At 72.3% G+C, this 17785-nt stretch carries 14 protein-coding genes; 10 read left to right on the top strand and 4 right to left on the bottom strand.

Annotated elements, in window-relative coordinates; translation table 11 throughout:
• Window positions 1-83 precede the first annotated feature (83 nt).
• A complete protein-coding gene (locus ABEA43_RS46080; protein ID WP_345572411.1) occupies window positions 84-716 on the top strand; it encodes a CGNR zinc finger domain-containing protein in 633 nt (210 codons plus the stop codon).
• A 198-nt stretch (window positions 717-914) separates the two neighbouring features.
• On the opposite strand, the gene ABEA43_RS46075 is transcribed toward ABEA43_RS46080, so the two are convergent.
• A complete protein-coding gene (locus tag ABEA43_RS46075; protein WP_345572410.1) occupies window positions 915-2288 on the bottom strand; it encodes a carotenoid oxygenase family protein in 1374 nt (457 codons plus the stop codon).
• Window positions 2289-2567: 279 nt separating this feature from the next.
• The gene (locus tag ABEA43_RS46070) at window positions 2568-3128 is read right to left on the bottom strand and encodes a TetR/AcrR family transcriptional regulator (RefSeq protein ID WP_345572409.1); all 561 of its coding nucleotides are present in this window, start codon (window positions 3126-3128) and stop codon (window positions 2568-2570) included.
• A gap of 206 nt (window positions 3129-3334) precedes the next feature.
• On the opposite strand from ABEA43_RS46070, the gene ABEA43_RS46065 reads away from it, so the two are divergent.
• Genes ABEA43_RS46065 through ABEA43_RS46040 form a run of 6 tightly spaced genes read left to right on the top strand, consistent with a single transcriptional unit; the run spans window position 3335 to window position 11315 of the window.
• Entirely contained in the window at window positions 3335-5497 is a 2163-nt protein-coding gene (locus ABEA43_RS46065; protein WP_345572408.1) for a CBM35 domain-containing protein, read from the top strand.
• A gap of 28 nt (window positions 5498-5525) precedes the next feature.
• On the top strand, window positions 5526-7658 hold the full coding sequence (locus tag ABEA43_RS46060; RefSeq protein WP_345572407.1) for a glycoside hydrolase family 36 protein: 2133 nt from the start codon (window positions 5526-5528) through the stop codon (window positions 7656-7658).
• Window positions 7659-7682: 24 nt separating this feature from the next.
• Window positions 7683-9008, top strand: coding sequence for an ABC transporter substrate-binding protein (locus ABEA43_RS46055; RefSeq protein WP_345572406.1), 1326 nt, complete (start codon window positions 7683-7685; stop codon window positions 9006-9008).
• Between the two features lie 11 nt (window positions 9009-9019).
• Complete coding sequence (locus ABEA43_RS46050; RefSeq protein ID WP_345572405.1) at window positions 9020-9955, top strand: carbohydrate ABC transporter permease; 936 nt, start codon at window positions 9020-9022, stop codon at window positions 9953-9955.
• Entirely contained in the window at window positions 9952-10794 is an 843-nt protein-coding gene (locus ABEA43_RS46045; RefSeq protein WP_345572404.1) for a carbohydrate ABC transporter permease, read from the top strand. Before ABEA43_RS46050 ends, ABEA43_RS46045 begins: the two co-directional genes overlap by 4 nt.
• Before the next feature lie 41 nt (window positions 10795-10835).
• Complete coding sequence (locus tag ABEA43_RS46040) at window positions 10836-11315, top strand: luciferase domain-containing protein (RefSeq protein WP_345572403.1); 480 nt, start codon at window positions 10836-10838, stop codon at window positions 11313-11315.
• A gap of 6 nt (window positions 11316-11321) precedes the next feature.
• On the opposite strand, the gene ABEA43_RS46035 is transcribed toward ABEA43_RS46040, so the two are convergent.
• Window positions 11322-12638 carry an FAD-binding oxidoreductase gene (locus ABEA43_RS46035; protein ID WP_345572402.1) on the bottom strand — a complete coding sequence of 439 codons (1317 nt, stop codon included), beginning with the start codon at window positions 12636-12638 and terminating at the stop codon, window positions 11322-11324.
• Window positions 12639-12993: 355 nt separating this feature from the next.
• On the opposite strand from ABEA43_RS46035, the gene ABEA43_RS46030 reads away from it, so the two are divergent.
• Genes ABEA43_RS46030 through ABEA43_RS46020 form a run of 3 tightly spaced genes read left to right on the top strand, consistent with a single transcriptional unit; the run spans window position 12994 to window position 16018 of the window.
• Window positions 12994-14268: a hypothetical protein gene (locus ABEA43_RS46030; RefSeq protein WP_345572401.1), complete on the top strand. Its 1275-nt coding sequence runs from the start codon at window positions 12994-12996 to the stop codon at window positions 14266-14268.
• Window positions 14265-15635, top strand: coding sequence for a hypothetical protein (locus ABEA43_RS46025; protein WP_345572400.1), 1371 nt, complete (start codon window positions 14265-14267; stop codon window positions 15633-15635). The genes ABEA43_RS46030 and ABEA43_RS46025 overlap by 4 nt, the downstream gene beginning before the upstream one ends.
• Complete coding sequence (locus ABEA43_RS46020; RefSeq protein WP_345572399.1) at window positions 15632-16018, top strand: hypothetical protein; 387 nt, start codon at window positions 15632-15634, stop codon at window positions 16016-16018. The genes ABEA43_RS46025 and ABEA43_RS46020 overlap by 4 nt, the downstream gene beginning before the upstream one ends.
• A 113-nt stretch (window positions 16019-16131) precedes the next feature.
• On the opposite strand, the gene ABEA43_RS46015 is transcribed toward ABEA43_RS46020, so the two are convergent.
• A partial coding sequence (locus tag ABEA43_RS46015; protein ID WP_345572398.1) for a LuxR C-terminal-related transcriptional regulator occupies window positions 16132-17785 on the bottom strand: 1654 nt, incomplete at its 5' end.

Genomic DNA, 17785 nt, shown 5'->3' with positions numbered 1-17785 from the left:
TCTCCGCCTTCGATTGACACCTGTTGAACGGGTGTCATCTTGGAACACCTTATGAACCGGTGTCAACCCGGTAGGATCTCGGCATGACCAGTTCTCCGGCTTCAGGCGATCCGCGGATGGCGTTCCCGTTCATCGGCGGGCGCGCCTGCCTGGACTTCGCCGCCACCCTCGGCAAGCGGCACGCGGACTCCTTCGAGCGGCTGCCCGATCCCGCCGCTCTCGGCCGGTGGATCGCCGAGTCCGGGCTGCACCCTGAGCCGGGCGAGATCACGCCGCTCAACCTGGCGCGGGCCCGCACGCTGCGCGAGGCGCTCTACCGCATGCTGACGGCCGCCATGCGGGGGGCGGCTCCGGATCACGCGGATGTCGCGGAGGTCAACACCGCGGCGGCCCGTCCCGACCTCGCGCCCCAACTCGTCCTCACGCCCGCGGGCCCGGCCCTGCGGCGGCAGGCGGCGCACATCGCGCCGGCTGTGCCGGCCACTGCCACCGGGGGCGACGTTGCGGCTGCCGCGCTGGCCACGGTCGCCAGGGACGCGGTGCTGCTGACCTCCGGGCCGCTCATCCAGCGGGTCAAGGAGTGTGAGAACCCGGGCTGCTCCCTGCTGTTCCTCGACGACTCCCAGGCGCGGCGGCGGCGCTGGTGCTCGATGGACCGGTGCGGCAACCTGGCCAAGATCGCCGGCTACCGCTCCCGCACCCGCTCCACCCGCTGAACAGAAAGGCGCACCGGACGCCCTTCGCGACCCCTGCCGGGACGCCCTTCGCGAGATGCGCCTGACGCACCTCACGTCAGGCGCCCGACGCCTCTCGCGACATGCGCCTGACGCTTTCACGACATGCGCCAGACCTCCCTCACGAGATGCGCCGAGCCTGCCGCACCTCGGGGAAAAGGACCTTGGCGTGCCCGCTCTTCAGGCCAGGTCAGGGAGCCAGGAGCCGTGGAAGCCGGTCGGCACCCCGCGCGGCAGCTCCACCGAGGCCACGGGCCCGGCGGCCAGGTCCGTGGCGTCGAGCACCAGGAGCTGCGAGGCGCTCCCGTCGCGCAGCGTGGCGATCGACAGGAGCCAGCCGTCGTCCTCCCCGCGCGGGCCGTCCGTGGCCGGTACGAACACCGCCTCGCCGATCATCACCTCCGGCGCGAGGTCGAAGGAGGTGCTCTTGCCCGACTCGGTGTCGTACTTGACGATGGAGCAGTCGTCCGGGCTGTTCGGTGCGGCGCCGGTGACCGTGTAGAGGTGGCGGGCGGGCCGGCCCACGCGGGCGTCGTCCATGGTCGGCATCTCCACCGAACGGTCGTCGAGCGGCTCCTCCCGGGCGGTGATGCCAGTGCCGGCCGGGTCGAGGATCCACCGGTGGAGCAGGGAACGTCCGGCGCCGATCGTCAGGTCCGTGGTGCTGCGGGCGACGCTCCACATGGCGGCGAAGTCGGCCGGCGCATACCGTACGGCGTCCAGCACGATCCGCCCCTCCGCGTCCTCGCAGGCGTTGCCCACGTGGAAGACGTAACAGGGATCGATCCCGAACCAGCGCACCCGCGCGCCCGGCTCGTCGTGCCGCATGACGCCGAGCCGCGCGCCGTAGGCGTCGTCCCACCCGTACGGCATGGGCCCCCCGACCAGCCCCCACTGGAACGTGACCGGAAGGTCCAGCCACACCACGTAGTGCTCGGTGATGGCGAAGTCGTGCATCATCGTGGCCGCGGGCACCTCGATCTCCTCGCTGCGCACGAGCGTGCCCGCCGCGTCGAGGCGGTGGTAGGTCAGGTATGGGGGCCGCATGCCGTACCCGAAGAAGTGCAGCTCGCCGGTGACCGGGTCGAGCTTGGGATGCGCGGTCATGGCCGTGGTGAGCCGGCCGCCGAAGTCGCACGGGCCGACGGTGTCGAGCCCAGGCGTGACCTCGTGCGGGAGGCCGACCTCGACCAGGGCGAGTATGCGGTCGGCGTGCCGCATCACGTGGGTGTTGGCCGAGGTGGCGGTCAGGTCGAGCCGGCCGTCCTGGCCCACGAAGCTCCTGCCCTGGAAGGCTCCCGTGCGCACCCACCGGTTGCGGTACCAGTCGGCGCGGCCCTCGCGCAGGCGTACCCCGTGCAGCATGCCGGGGCCCGCGAACGGCTGCGCGATCGTCTGGCCGGGCAGGGCGTTGGGGCCGTTGCGGACGTAGCGGCCGGTCAGCTCGGGCGGCAGGGCTCCGGTGACGGGCAGGCCAGCGGCCTCGATCTCGTCCGGCACGGACCGCAGGTGGCCCGGCAGGTCGTACTTCGCCACGCTGTCGGCGTCGATCATGAGGTCCCCCTTGGTGTCGGCACACCATCGGAGCCTCAGCGTGCGCCCGGATCCCGGCGCCTGTCACCCGGTTTCCGGCACCTCACCGTCACAACCTCGTCACAGCCCGCCTCCCTACCGCCAAGGCCAGGCGTCGCCCTCAGGCACCGACGTCCGGTGCCGGGCGGCGCTTCAAGTCGGTGCCTGAGGCAGGTGCCCGAGGTGGGTGCCCGAGGTGGGTGCCCGAGGTGGGTGCCCGAGGTGGGTGCCCGAGGTGGGTGCCCGAGGTCTCAGGCGGTCTCAGGCACCGGCCAGGTAGTGCTGGATGGTGGGGCCGATGTCGCGGACCAGCGCGTCGACGTCGGCGCTCGCCATCGGCGGGAACTCCAGCACGTAGCGGGTGAGGGCCAGCCCCAGCAGCTGCGTGCTGACGAGCCCCGCCCGGTACGCGGCGTCGTCCGCACCGGTCGCCCGCGCCACGAACGCGGCGATCTGCGTCTCGAAGACCTCCCGCATGCGTTCGGCGGCCATCGGGTTCGTGCTCGCCGAGCGCAGCAGCAGGATCAGCACGTCGTCCGACAGGTCGCCCTCCCAGCGGGCCAGGAAGTGCCGGACGAGCAGCTCCCCCATCCGGTCCGGCGGCGGCTGCTGGACCTTGTCGAGCCGCAGGTCCACGTCCACGGCGGCGCTGAACAGCCCGGCCTTGCTGCCGTAGTAGCGCATGACCATCGACGGGTCCACGCCGACCAGCGAGGCGACCGCGCGGATCGTCATGGCCTCGTAGCCGCGCTCGATCAGCAGTTTCCTGGCGGCCGCGAGGATGGAGGTCCTGGTCGCGGCCGAGCGCTCGGTGAAAGGCATGACAACAAGTGTAGGCCAACACTTGTAGCCATCAATCCATCCCACCCGGGCGACATTTCCCGGTAACAACCTGGTAACACCCTCTTTTTCTTCTGCATGTGACCGATCACACTCATGCATCAGTAGATGTGACCGGTCACATCCCGCACCTCCATGTACCCCCCGACGGGCCTGACAGCCCACCATCGCAAGGAGGTTGTCCGATCATGAGGAGGAAACATGCCTGGTCGATGGCACTGGCGGCGGCCATCGTGATGAGCGCGCTGCCCGCTGCGCCCACCACGGCGGCGGCCCGGCTCGCCGCATCCCAGATCGTCGTGGACCTCGCGGCGAGCACGGGCGCGCTGCGCTACGGCGCCACCGGCTTCCTGTACGGCCTGGGCGACGAGGGCATCCCGAACGAGACCATGCTCGCCGCGCTCAAACCGCAGGTCACCGCCCAGAAGGCGCCCGACGGCCTGCAGCATCCGAACGGCGACGCGCTCAAGATCGCGCCGATGTTCAAGCGCGCGGGCGGCCGCGACATCCAGATCTACCTGCAGGACGTGTACAAGCAGTGGCCGTACGAGAACCTCGGCATCAGTGACTACCTGGCCAAGGTGGACACGATGACGCGGAAGGTCGTCGCCGACCCGTACCGCTCCTCCTACGTCTACGTCCCGTTCAACGAGCCCGACCAGATCTGGTACGCGGGCAACCTCACCGCCTTCCTCAACGACTACAAGGCCGTCTACCAGAAGATCCGCTCCATCGACCCGTCCGCCCGCATCGCCGGCCCGAACTTCGCCGGTTATCGCTCGGCCGACCTGCGCGCGTTCATGACGTTCGCCCGCGACAACAACGTCCTCCCCCACGTCACGACCTGGCACGAGCTGGGCGACGACTTCTTCACCGGCTGGAACGCCCATTACGCCGACTACCGGGCGATCGAGTCCGCGCTCGGCGTCAGCGCCCGGCCCATCACCATCAACGAGTACGGCCGCTTCTCCGGCGACCTGGGCGTGCCAGGCAACCTGGTGCAGTTCGTGGCCAGGTTCGAGAACAGCAAGGTCGACGGCTGCCTGGCGTACTGGACGACGGCCGGCGGACTCAACGACCTGGTCACCAGGAACAACCAGGCGACCGGCGGCTGGTGGCTGTACAAGTGGTACGGCGACCTGACCGGCACCACCGTGGCCGTCACCCCGCCCGCGGCCGGCGGCTCGCTCCAGGCGCTGGCGGCGTACGACCCGGCAAAGAAGCAGGCGCGGGTGATCTTCGGCGGCAACAACCCGGCGAGCGGCACCTATGACACGAACCTCCTGGTCAAGGGCATCCCGGCGGACCTGGGCAGCCGGGTCCACGCCACGGTCTGGGGCGTCGACAGCACCGGGCTGAACCCCTCCCCCGGGCCCTACCGCGTCACCGAGTCCGACTACACCCCCGCCGGGGGCCAGATCACGATCCCGCTGACCGGGCTGAAGGGCTCATCGGCGTACCACGTGATCGTCACCCCCGACAAGGACGTGTCGCCGGCCGGCTCCCGCTACGAGGCCGAGTACGCGACGCTGTCCGGCTCCGCCCGGGTCACGTACGGCCCGAACACCGGCTATTCCGGCACCTCCTTCACCGAGGGGTACGGCGGCAGCACCACCGCGAGCACCAAATTCGTGGTGACGGCCCCGTCCGACGGCTACTACAACGCCGCGCTGCGCTACTCGGCGGGCCCGTACACCGGCGCCCCGGCGAGCCGCTCGGTCCGGCTCCGGCTCAACGGCCGCGACCTCACCGACGTCACGCTGCCCGGCACCGCCGACTGGAACACCTGGAACACCGTCACGACCAAGGTGTTCCTGACCGCCGGCATCAACCGCCTGGAGGTCAACGCCTACGCCTCCGACGACCGGGACGCGGTCAACGTCGACTACCTCGACCTCGCCGCGACCACCGGGACGATCACGTCCTACCAGGCGGAGTCCACCGCCAACACGCTGAGCGGCGCGGCCAGGGTGTCGGCCAACTCGGCCGCGTCCGGCGGCTCCTACGTCGGCTTCGTCGGCGCGGGCGCGGGCAACACGCTGCGCTTCAACAACGTCACCGTCCCGGCCGCGGGCCGCTACCGGATGGTCGTCACGTACGCCAACGGCGAGCTGGGCGAGGGCGCGACCAACTACAACACCAACATCGTCGACCGCTACGCCGACATCTCGGTCAACGGCGGCGCCTCCGTACGTCACTACTTCCGCAACACGCTGGGCTGGTCGAACTACCGCACCACGGTCGTCGACGTCACCCTCGCCGCGGGCGCCAACACGATCACGTTCGGCAACGCGTCCGCCGGTTACGCGCCCGACATCGACCTCATCCAGATCGCCGCACCGGTCGGCTAGAAGCACAGGGAGCAGCAGCTTGATGTCCATGAACACCAGCGTCGTCTGGGGCCATCCGAACCTCCGGGTCGTGCTGGACGTCTCACCCGACGGTCCGGTCGGCGTGCGGTCCGTGACCTGCGGCGGGTCAGGGGCTGCCAAGCACCGGCCCAGGGCGGCGCAGCCGCTGGTGGAGCTGCTGCTCCCGGGCGCGGGCCGGGCGCGCGCCTCGCACCGTTTCTCCCGGACGGCGGCCGGTGAGCGGCTCGTCTACCGGGGCTGCGACCAGCGCAGGGAGGGCCGGTGGCACGTGCTGCGGCTGGACCTGCACGACGCGGGCAGCGGGCTGGACGCCGAGGTGTTCTTCCGCTCGGCGGACGGGGTCGCCGCCTTCCAGGCCTGGACGCGGGTGACCAACCGCGGTCAGGAGCCCGTGCTGCTGCTGGGGGTGACCTCGTTCGCCGCCGCGTTCGCGGGCTCGGTGGACTCGGCCGACGTCGTCCGGGCCGAGAGCGAATGGCTCGGCGAGAGCCGCTGGACCCGGGAGCCGCTGCGGGCGCACGCCGTACCGGATCTGGAGCTGCCCGCGCACGGGCAGGACGGCCGCGGCCTGCTCGCGGTCGTCAGCACCGGCACCTGGTCGACCGGCAGCCGGCTGCCGACCGGCGGGCTGATCGACCGGGACAGCGGGCGGGCGTGGCTGTGGCAGATCGAGCACAACGGCGCCTGGCGCTGGGAGGTCGGCGAGCGGCTCGGCGGCCCCTACGTCGCGCTGCTCGGCCCGACCGACATCGACCACCAGTGGCACCGGCGGCTGGCGCCCGGCGAGTCGTTCACCACGGTTCCGGTGTCGGTCGCGGTGTCCGACGGCGGCCTGGAGGGGGCCGCGGCGGCGCTGACCGGGCACCGGCGGGCCATCGTCCGGCCGCACCCCGACAGGGAGCGGCTGCCGGTGGTGTTCAACGACTACATGAACACGCTGATGGGCGACCCGACCACGGACAAGCTGCGGCCGCTGATCGAGGCCGCGGCGGGCGCGGGGGCCGAGGTGTTCTGCGTGGACGCCGGCTGGTACGACGACGACGGCGCCTGGTGGGACAGCGTCGGCGAGTGGCAGCCGTCGCAGAGCAGGTTCCCGCGCGGCATCGAGGAGGTCCTCGGTCACATCCGGGACCTCGGCATGGTGCCCGGCCTGTGGCTGGAGCCGGAGGTGATCGGGGTGCGCAGCCCGATGGCCGACAAGCTGCCGCCGGAGGCGTTCCTGCAGCGGGGCGGCGTACGGCTGGCCGAGCACGGCCGCTACCACCTCGACCTGCGCCATCCCCGCGCGGTCGCGCACCTGGACCAGGTCGTGGACCGGCTGGTGGAGGAGCTGGGCGTCGGCTACTTCAAGCTCGACTACAACATCGACCCGGGCGCGGGCACCGACCTGGACGCCGACAGTGCTGGGGACGGCCTGCTGGCCTGCAACCGCGCGCACCTGGCGTGGCTGGACGGGGTGCTGGCCCGGCATCCCGGCCTCATCCTGGAGAACTGCGCGTCCGGCGCGATGCGGATGGACTACGCGCTGCTGTCCAGGCTGCATCTGCAGTCCACGAGCGACCAGCAGGACTTTCGCCGTTACCCGCCGATCGCGGTGGCCGCGCCGATGTCGGTGCTGCCCGAGCAGTCGGCGAGCTGGGCCTACCCGCAGCCGGGGATGCCGGCGGAGGAGCTGGCGTTCGCGCTGTGCACCGGCATGCTGGGCCGGCTCTACCTGTCCGGCCATCTGGACGGGATGAGCGCGGCGCAGCTTGAGTCGGTGCGCACGGCCGTGGCCGTCCACCGGGCGATCCGGCACGAGCTGGCGCGGGCCACGCCGGTGTGGCCGCTCGGGCTGCCGGGCTGGGACGACGCCTGGCTCGCCCTCGGCCTGCGCGCCGGCGACACCACCCATCTCGGCGTCTGGCACCGCGCCCCGGAGCAGCCCGGCCGTGCTGGGTCCGCGCATCCCGAGTCCGTACGACTGGAGCTGGCGCACCTGCGTGGCGGCCCGATCGAGCTCGGCGTGCACTACCCGCTGCACCTGCCGGCCTGGGACCACCACTGGGAACCCGAAACGGGCGTGCTGACGCTCACCCCGCACGGCGATGAGCCGCTCTCCGCCCGGATCCTCCACCTCCGTCCCGCCGCCACTTCCTGAAGTCACCTCCCGAAAGAGACCACGATGCAGACGAAATGGACCGCCCTCGCCGCCGCGGCGGCGCTCACGCTCGGGCTCGCCGCGTGCAGCGACCCCTCCGTCGAGACGACGGCCGCCCCTGACGGCACGGCCGCCGCCTCGGCCTGGGCCGACCCGCGGGCGAAACTCGACGGGGTCAAGCTGACGATCTGGGCGGCGCAGAACAGCAACACGGTGCCCAAGCGGGTCGTCGAGTCCTTCCAGCAGGCCACGGGGGCCATGGTCGAGGTCGTGACGATCCCGGACCCGTACGAGCAGGGCATCCAGACCAAGGTCGCCACCGGCGACAAGCCGGACCTGGCCTTCTGGCAGCCGACCGCGTCGATGCTGACCGCGATCAACGCCAAGGCGAACCTGCAGCCGCTCGACGGCGCGCCCTGGCTGCCCCAGCTCGCGCCGGACCTGCGCGACATCACCGGCCTCCTGGACGGCACGCGGTACGCCGCGCTGATCACCAGCCCCGCCGTCGAGGGCGTCTACTACAACAAGGAGGTGTTCGCCGCCAACAAGATCACCGATCCGCCGAAGAGCTTCGACGAGATGGTCACGCTGGCGCGCACACTCAAGTCGAAGGGGGTCACCCCGTTCTTCGAGATGGCCGGCGACAAGTGGGCGACCCAGTGGTGGGTGCAGGTCCAGCTCGCCGACGCGGCCAAGGACGGCCTGTGGGAGAAGATCAACACGGGTAAGGAGACGTTCGGCGGCCCGGCCGTGCTCGGTGCGATCAAGACGTACAAGTCGCTGATCGACGCGGGCCTGTTCAACTCCGACATCAAGACCGCCACGTTCGAGGACCAGGGCGCGGCGCTGCTGGCCGGCAAGGCGGCCATGGTCGTGCAGGTGAACTCGTTCTTCGGCCAGCTCCAGGCCAAGGCGGACACCGCGGCGCTGAACGAGAAGATCGGCTTCTTCCCGATCTCGCCGTCGGGCAACGTCGGCACGTTCATCCCCGACCAGTCCAACGCGCTGGTGGCGTTCAAGACGGGCGACGCCCGGCGCGAGGCGGCGGCGCGGCAGCTCCTGGCGTTCTGGATGGGGCCCGGCTACGGGGACTTCGTGGCCGACCGCAACACCGTCTCGCTGCAGCCGTCGGTGCCCAGCCCGCAGGGCGTGCCGCAGGCGCTGCTCGACGTGCACGCCTCGCTGCCCGCGTCGGTCGGCTCGATGCAGGCGCTGGCGATCGCCAACCCCGACCTCTACCTGAACCTGGCCGACATGATCACCGGGACCATGACGCCGGAGAAGGTCGCCTCGGCCACGCAGGAGCAGTTCGCCCAGCTCGCCAAGGCGGCCGGGGCACCGGGCTTCTGAGGAGCGACCGCATGCTGACCATCACGCGGGAGAGCGCCACGCGCCGTCCCGGGACCCGCGGCCGGCCGCCGCGCGCGGCCGTCAGGCGGCGTACGCACCCCATGTGGTTCATGGCGCCCGCGTTCGCCATCCTGCTGCTGTTCTTCTTCCTGCCGACCCTGTTCAACTTCATCTACGCCTTCACCGACTGGTCGGGTTTCAAGAGCGAGATCCGCCCGGTCGGCCTGGACAACTTCGCCGACCTGGCCGGGAACGGCACGCTGTTCCGCTCGCTGCGGGTGACGGTCGTGTACGCCGTGCTGGTGGCGCTCTTCCAGAACCTCTTCGGCTTCGGCCTGGCCGTCCTCCTCGAACGCGACACCCGGCTCAACCGGGTGGCCAGGGTGTTCTTCCTCATCCCGGTGCTGATGTCGGCGCTCGCCGTCGGCTACGTCTTCCAGGCCCTGCTCAAGCCGGCCGGCGGCGTGAACCAGCTGCTCGGCGCGCTGCTGGGGACCACGGTGGACTACGCGTGGCTGGGCGACACCACGTGGACGGTCGTCGTCGTGGCGCTGATCCACTCCTGGAAGTGGATGGGGCTGTCAATGCTCATCTACCTCGCGGGGCTGAAGACCGTCCCGGAGGAGGTCACCGAGGCGGCCAGGATCGACGGGGCGACGCGGTGGCGGACGTTCTGGGCGATCCGGTTCCCGCTGCTGGCGCCCGCGATCACGTTCAACGTCGCGACCGCGTTGCTGGGCTCCATGAACGGCTTCGACATCGCGCAGGCCACCACCGGCGGCGGCCCGGCGCGTACGACGGAGATCCTGAACATCTTCATCTACCGCACCTTCGGCCAGGGCCTGTTCGCGCAGGCCACGACGATGAGCCTGGTGCTGTTCCTGCTGGTGGCGCTGATGGCCTTTCCCGTCATCCGCTTCCTGCGCAAGCGTGAGGAGGTCCTGTGAGATCCGCGAACGTGAGCGACGCGCGGCTCTGGACGCGGCTGCAGCCGGTGGTCACGGCCGTCCTGGTCGCCGCCTCCATCGGCATCCCGCTCTGGCTCGTCCTGGTCACGGCGGCCAAGTCGCGCGGCGAGGCGCTGACGCCGGACCTGTCCCTGCCCAGCGAGTGGCACCTGCTGGAGAACCTGGCCCAGGTCTGGGCCGACGGCGAGGTGCCGCGGGCGGCGCTCGGCAGCCTGCTCGTCGTGGCGCCGTCCGTGGCGGGGGTGCTGCTGTTCGGGTCGATGGCCGCGTGGATCCTGGCCCGCCGCGGCACCCGGCTCAACGCCGTCCTGTACGCGCTGGCCATCAGCGGCATCGTGCTGCCGCCCGCCGTCGTGACCGTGGTGCTGCTGCTGCGCCAGCTCGGCCTGGCGGGCACCGCGGTCGGGATGATCGGCGTCTACATGGGCATCTACCTGTCCACGGTGATCTTCTTCGTCACCGGCTTCGTGCGGACGATCCCGGCCTCGCTGGAGGAGGCGGCCCAGATGGACGGGGCGGGCCCGTTCAAGGTCTTCTGGCTGGTGGTGCTGCCCCTGCTGCGGCCGGTGCTGGCCACCGCCACCATCCTGGTCTGCCTGTACGTCTGGAACGACGTCTTCTACGCCTTCTTCGTCATCGGCGGGCGGCTTGACACGCTGCCGCTCAACCTCTTCCAGGTGGCCAGCGCGGGTCTCTATCTCGACAACTGGCATCTCATCTTCGCCTACGTGGTGCTGATGAGCCTGCCGCTGGTCGTGGTGTTCGCCGTCGCCCAGCGGAAGATCATCTCGGGCATCACCAGCGGAGCTGTCAAATAGTAATTGTATGATAACTCAGTGTGAGCACTAAACATCCAGAGATGACCGCTCCGTACGCTCTTCAGCAGCGCTGCGGCGAACGTCCCATGACCAGCCCCGAGATCCCGCACCAGCAGCTCGACCAGACCGCTCCCGAGGAGCTGCAGGAAGAGCTGTGGCGGCGCATGTCGGCGCTCGACCACGTACGCACCGGGGCCAGCGTCGTGTCGCTGCCCGAGACCCGCGCCCTGCACATGGAGCCGGGCCACGCGTTCGGGCCCGACTCCGCGTTCGTCCGCGACTCCACCGAGTTCGCCCACCTGCACGGCCTCCTCGACGGCAGCCTGCACCTGCTGCTGCCGGAAGGGGAGGCCGCGGAGGCGGTGGCCAAGGGCTGGGGCGAGCTGCACCCGGTGGCCGTCGAGGGCCGCTGCCCGCCCACCCTGATCATGCTGTACGGGCCGCGCGACGAGGACGAGCTGGAGACGGTCTGGGACCTGGTGCGCCGCAGCCACGCGTTCGCCGCCGGCCAGATCCTTTAGCCGGGCTCAGGCGAGGACGGGGAAGTTGGCGCGCAGCACGCCCTGCGGGTCGCGGGCCCGCTTGATCTCACGCAGCCGGCCGATCGCCTCCGCGGTGAAGGCGTCCGCGGCCCGCTCCCCCCGCGCCAGCATCGTGTACGGCTTGCGCCCGCTCACCGCCGACCCCAGCTCCTCGGCGAAGCGCCCCTGCCTGGCGCCCACGGCCCCGGACAGCTCGGGGTTGAGCGCGAGCCCGAGCATGTACAGCAGGTACGGCTCCGCGACCGGCCCGCTCGGCCCCGCGCCGGGACGGGCCGCGGCCAGCGCCCCGCCCAGGTGCCTGACCTGCACCGCGAGCACCGGCTCCAGAGGCGTGTCCAGCAGCGTCGCCGCCGCCGCGTCGTCCAGCCCGGTCAGCAGCTCCGCGCGGGACCGCCCGGCGGACGGCTCGGTCGGCTCGGCGGTGATGTCGCCCAGGTCGGCCACGGCCACCGGGCCGCGCTTGTCGGCGATCACATCGCCGATCTTGTCCAGGCGGCCGAGCAGCGCCCGTCCCTCGTCCTCCCGGCCCAGGAACGCGAGGTCGAGCATGACCATGGGCGGAGCCTGCGGGAACTGCGCCCGGCTGAACCAGACGGCCAGCTCGTCCGGCGCGTCGGCGGTCAGCTCGCGGAACGCCTCGAACACCTCGTGCGTGCGGTGGCCGGGCCAGATCATCCGCCCGCCGTACAGGTGGGGCGCCGGGTGCAGCTCGAACTCGACCGCGGTCACCAGCGCGAAGTCGCCGCCACCGCCGCGCAGCGCCCAGAACAGGTCCGGGTCGGACTCGGCGGTCACCGTGGCCGGCTCGCCGTCGGCGCCGACGACGTCGAAGGAGCGCACGCTGTCGGCCGCGAAGCCGTGCTTGCGGCTGAACCAGCTCAGGCCGCCGCCCAGCGTGTAGCCGGTCACGCTCACCACGGGGCTGCTGCCGGCCAGCCCGGTCAGGCCGTGCGGCCCGGCCGCCGCCAGCACCTGGCCCCACTTCGCGCCGGCGCCCACCCGGGCCAGCCGCTCCTCGGGGCGCACCTCGACGCCGTCCAGTCCGCCCGTGCGCAGCAGGATCACCCCGTCGGTGTCGCCCGAGGCGCCGTGGCCGCTCGGCTGGGCGGCCACGGACAGGCCGGACCGCCCGGCGTACCGGACGACGGCCGCGACGTCCCCGGCGGTCCCGGCCTCGACGACCGCGGCCACCGGTTGCTCCACCGAGAAGTTCCAGGGCCTGGCCGCCTGCTCGAACCCGTCGTCGCCGGGCAGCAGCACCCGGCCGTCCACCACCGCGTTGCGCAGGTCGGTGCTCGTCATATCTGTTCCACTCCTCAGTCGGCGCGGGCGGGGGTCCGCCCGTCGGGTCATGCCGTTGTCATCGGCCTTGGGCCGAGGTCGCTGGTATGACGATGCAGGCGGGATAAATGTGACGGAAACGGCGGAAATTTTCCACGCCGCCGCACCCGCAAGGGCTGGCAAGGGGCCGCAGGTGCCTGCACGCGCTCACATGCCTTGCCGCCCGAAACATCACGATCTCTATCTATCGTCCAGACTGTGGGCATGGCGTACCCCGGGCGCCCGCAGGCGCTGACGCGTGAGTTCACCTGCGCGTCAAACGGCTCTGCGATACTTGTTGATCAAGGTTGACCCGATTCGACGCAAGGAGACTGAAGTGGCTTTGGCTAACGCCGGCATCCGGCGATTACTGGCGGACTCCGGAGAGGCACGCGGCTGGGTGTCGCTCCGGACCGACCTGGTCACCGCGCTGCTGGGGCTCTGGTTCGGCGTCGGCTTGATGATCGACGCGTGGGCGCACACCAACCGGACCGATCTCGAGACGTTCTTCACGCCATGGCACGCGGTGTTCTACTCCGGGTTCGCCGCGGTGTCCGGCTGGATCATCTGGCAGGTGTGGCGCAATGTCCGTACCGGCCGTCAGGGGCTGGCGGCGGTGCCCATGGGGTACCTGGCCGGGCTGGTCGCGGTGCCCGCGTTCGCCGCGTTCGGCGTCGCCGACATGCTGTGGCACACGCTTCTCGGCATCGAGACGACCATCGACATCCTGTTCAGCCCTTCGCATCTGGGGCTCATCGTGACGATGCTGCTGATCATCACCACGCCGCTGCGCTCGGCCTGGAACGCCCCCGACCTGGGCGCGCGGCCGCGCCTCGGCCGCCTGCTCCCCGCGCTGATCGGGTTCTCGTTCGCCACCACGCTGGTGTCGCTGTTCCTGTCGTACGGCGACGCGCTGCAGTGGAGCCCGGGCGGCGTCGTCCGGGCGTTCTCCGACATGCAGGATTCGGGCGCCGACCGGCTGGCCGCCGCGATGGTCATCACGAACGTCGTCTCCCTCGCCCCCGTGCTGCTGCTGATCCGCCGCTGGGCGCTCCCGTTCGGGTCCATGACCGTCATGTACGGCGTCGGCGTCCTGATGCCGGGCGCGCAGACGGAGTTCGAGAACCTGCCGATCCTGGTGGCGTTCGTGGCCGCGGGCTTCGCCGGCGACCTGCTGATCCGGTGGCTGCGGCCGTCGTCCAGCAGGCGCGGCGCCTACTGGGCCTTCGCCGGGCTGTCCGCCTTCATCACCTGGTCGCTGTACATGATCGTCGCTTCGGCGGCGGCGGGCGGGCTGCCCACGGTGCCCGAGCTGTGGACCGGCGCGCCGGTCGTGGCCGGGCTGATCGGGCTGGCCCTGGGAGCCCTGTTCCTGCCCAACGCCGTACCCGCCGCTGTGCCCGCCGACGTGTCCGCTGGTGCGCCCGTCGCCGTGCCTTCCGGTGCCGTGCCTTCCGGTGCCGCGCCTTCCGGTGCCGTGCCTTCCGGTGCCGTGCCTTCCGGTGCCGTGCCTTCCGGTGCCGTGCCTTCCGGTGCCGCGACCGCGCCGGCGGCAGTGACCGCCGCCGCGCCTGCCGTCGTGCCTGACGCGATCGACGCCGACCGGGCATGATCCGGGTTCTCTGCCTCGTCGCCGTCCTGATGCTGGCCTGCGCGACCCCGGCCGCGGCGCACAACGTCTCGGCCGGGGCCGATCTGCGGATCGCCCAGACGATCGCGGGCACGGAGCTCACGGTGGTGATCAAGGGGACGACCCGGGTGCCGGGGCCGCTGCGGATCGGCGTCGAGGCCTTCGAGCCCGTCACCGCGCTGCCGGTCGCGTTGGAGATCCGTTCTGTCGCGGACGGCCGTACCGTGAAGGGGGTCGCCACGGCGGCGCCCGACCCGCAGTACACGCAGCTCACGGTGGACCGGACCGGCCCGCACGAGCTGACCCTGCGCGCCGGGAACGAGGTGGCCGTGCTGCCGTTCCGCGTCCTGGTGGAGCGGGCGGCGGTGGGTGAGCTCCTCATCTACGGGGGGTTGTTCCTGGCCGGGCTGCTGCTGGTGGGCGGGCTGCTCACCGGGGCGCTGTCCCGGCCGGGCCCCGCGATGCTGCTGGCCGGCGGCGCGGCGGCCGGGGTCACCCTGGCGGCCATGGTGATCGTGTTCGAGCCGATGATGCCCGCGCGGCCGCCCGACGGGGCCGCGCCCGTACTCGAAACATCGGCGGCGACGGGGGCGATGGTGAGCGGCGGGCGGCCGTTCGCGCAGGCGCGGGTGACGACGGTGCCGGCCCGCCCTGCCGTGGGAGCGGAGTTCACGGTACGGATCGACCTCGTCGACGGATCCACCGGCCGGCCCGTGGACGATCTCGTCGCCCACCACGAGGCACTCGCGCATCTGGTCGTGACCAGCGAGGACGGGCGCTACTTCCGCCACGTCCACCCGCTGCGGACGGCGCCCGGCCGGCTGGAGGTCAAGCTGCGGGCCGACCGGGCGGGGCGGTATCTTGCGCACGCCGAGCTGGAACGCGAAGACTCCGGCGGGCAGCTCCTCACCGCGGAGTTCGGAGTCGGCGACGACCCAGCCGCCCAAAACCCGGCCGCCCAAAACCCGGCCGCCCAGAAACCGGCCGCCCAGAAACCGGCTGCCGAGCCGACCACTGCGCCCACCACTGGGCCGGATGCTCAAGCCGGTGCCGCCCCGGTGTTGCGGCCGGCTGCGCCGGTCGCGGGGCGGCCGGTCACGATCGAGCTCGGCACCGCCGGCGCCGTCCGTCCCTGGCTCGGCATGGCCGGGCACCTGATCGTGCGCAGCCAGGACGGCTCCTTCCTCGGCCACATCCACGAGATGGGCTCCTCCGGCCCCCGGCTGCGCTTCACCTACAGCTTCCCCGAAGCCGGCCGGTACCTCGCGTGGGCCCAGTACGCCGTGGCCGACCGGATCGTGACCGTACCCTTCACCGTCGAGGTCGCCCCCGCGGAGGCCGGGCGATGAGGCGGGCGCTGATCGCCGCCGTCCTGGTGGCGGCGGCGGTGGTGCTGTTCGTCATGGGCAGGAGCGCCGCCGCCGAGCCGATCGAGGTCACCACCACCGGTACGCGCTACGCCGCCACCGTCCTGGTCCCCGAGCCGGGCACCGAACGGGTCACCGTCGAGATCCACCTGAGATCGGGCGACCCGGACACCGTGGCGGTCTCGTCCGTGATGGCCGACATGGGGCATGCCACGCCCGAGATCACCGCCAAGGAGACCGCCCCCGGCCGTTTCGCGGCCGAGGGGGAGCTGTTCCCGATGTCCGGCGTGTGGGAGCTGTCGGTCCGCCTCGACGGCCCCGCGGGCGAGGAGGTCCTGACGGTCAAGGCGCTGGTCGGCGGCTAGGGCCAGGGCGTGGGGCCGACGCGGACGGCGACGTAGAGCCGGCGACGCTGGGTCGGCGCGGACGGCGACGCCCGCGACGGTCCGGGGCCCGGTCCTCGACGGCGACGGGGCCGTCAGGCGCCGCTTCCGTCCATCAGGACCGCAAGCTGGGCGCGGGTGGAGATGCCGAGCTTGACGTACACCCTGGCGAGGTTGTTGTTGACGGTCGCCACCGACAGCCCGAGCCGCTCGGCGACGTGCCTGCTGGTGTGCTTGGCCGCCAGCAGGGCGACCTCGCGTTCGCGGCGGGTGAGCACCGCGGTGCACTCGTGGCCGAGCAGCGGCGTCGCGGCCCCTTCGCAGTGGGCCTTGAGCCCGGCCGCGCGTTCCATGGCGATGGCCGCGCGCCCCGCCAGCCCGGCCTGGCGGTAGGCGGGCACGGCGGTGGTGGCGGCCTCGGCGGCCAGCAGGTCGTGGCCGAGCCGGGCGAAGTCCGTCGCGGTCGCGCAGAGCGCGTCGCCGTCCGCCCCGGCGATCCCGTGGGCGGCGGTTGCGAGGGCGGCGCAGAACGGGGTGCCGAGCCGGGCGCTGAGCTCGTCCAGCCGGGCGAGGTCGGTGGCGGCGCCCAGCCGGGCCACGTCGTAGAGCGCCTGCGCCTCCACGGCGGGCAGGCCGAGGTCGCGGGCCAGCGCGGCGGCCGTCCTGGCGGAGGCGACGGCGTCGGACATGACGCCGGCGGCGGCGTGCGCCCAGGCCTCGCCGAGCGCGGCCCATGGAGCGAACAGGCGGTTGGCGCCGTTGGCCCGGCGCGCCGCCGCCTCCGTCCATGTGCGTGCGGCGGCCGGGTCGCCGCCGACCGCGTTCGCCGCGGCCAGCCCGGCCATGAAGGCGCCGCTCAGCCGGACGGTGTCACGGTCCTGGAGCGCGCCGACCGCCTCGGCGAGCGACCGGCCGGCGGTGAGCGGACGGCCCCGCGCGTACTCGACGAGCCCGCGGAACCCGGCCCAGCCGGCCGACATGAGCGGCGCCGGCCCGGACAGGATCCGGCGGTAGCCCTCGTCCGCCACGTCCCAGGCGGTGGTGAGCTCCCCCATGGCCAGGCAGGCCAGGCAGCGGGCGATGCCGAGCTGGACGACGCTCCAGGGGTAGTCCTCCCCGTGCCGTGCCGCCAGGGCCTGCCCCTGGTCGTGGAAGGCGGTCACGTCGGCGGCCCGCCCGAGGAACCCGGCCGCCGCCGTGGCCGCGGCGAGCGCCCACATGACGGCCTGGACGTCCGCCGAGTCCGCCGCCGCCAGCCGCCTGGCCGTCTCCAGCACGGCGGAGCACCGCCCGTCGAACAGCAGGATCCACGTCCTGGTGCCTTCCGCCAGGTCGCCGGACACGAGGTCCAGCGTCCGCTCGGCGGCGGCGACCTCGCCGGAGCCCCAGTACAGGGTCTCGGCGCGGGCGAGGGCCCAGCGGACGCGTTCAGGTCCCGGCGGCGGCACGTCGGACAGGACTTCGGCGGCCTCGGCGCTGTGCCCTCGGTATTCGAGGACCTCGGCCAGCAGCGCGTCGGCGGCGCCGCCCGGTTCGGCGTCGCGGGCGGCGCGGGCCAGCCGCTCGGCCAGTGCCAGGTCCGCGCGGTCGACGGCCTGGCGGGTGCCGCGGCGTACGGCGTCGGGACGTGTCACCGTACCGCTGTCGGCCTGCCAGATCCCGGCGCGGAGCGCGTCGTCGCGGCGGCCCAGCGCGGTGGCCAGCGCGGCGCGGGCCAGGCGGCTGCCGAGCAGCCGCGCCCGCCCGGCC

It is taken from the genome of Nonomuraea rosea, from assembly GCF_039539705.1.
GTDB lineage: Bacteria > Actinomycetota > Actinomycetes > Streptosporangiales > Streptosporangiaceae > Nonomuraea > Nonomuraea rosea.
The sequence above is the reverse complement of the archived record's forward strand: the minus strand, read 5'-3'. Positions and strand labels throughout refer to the sequence as shown.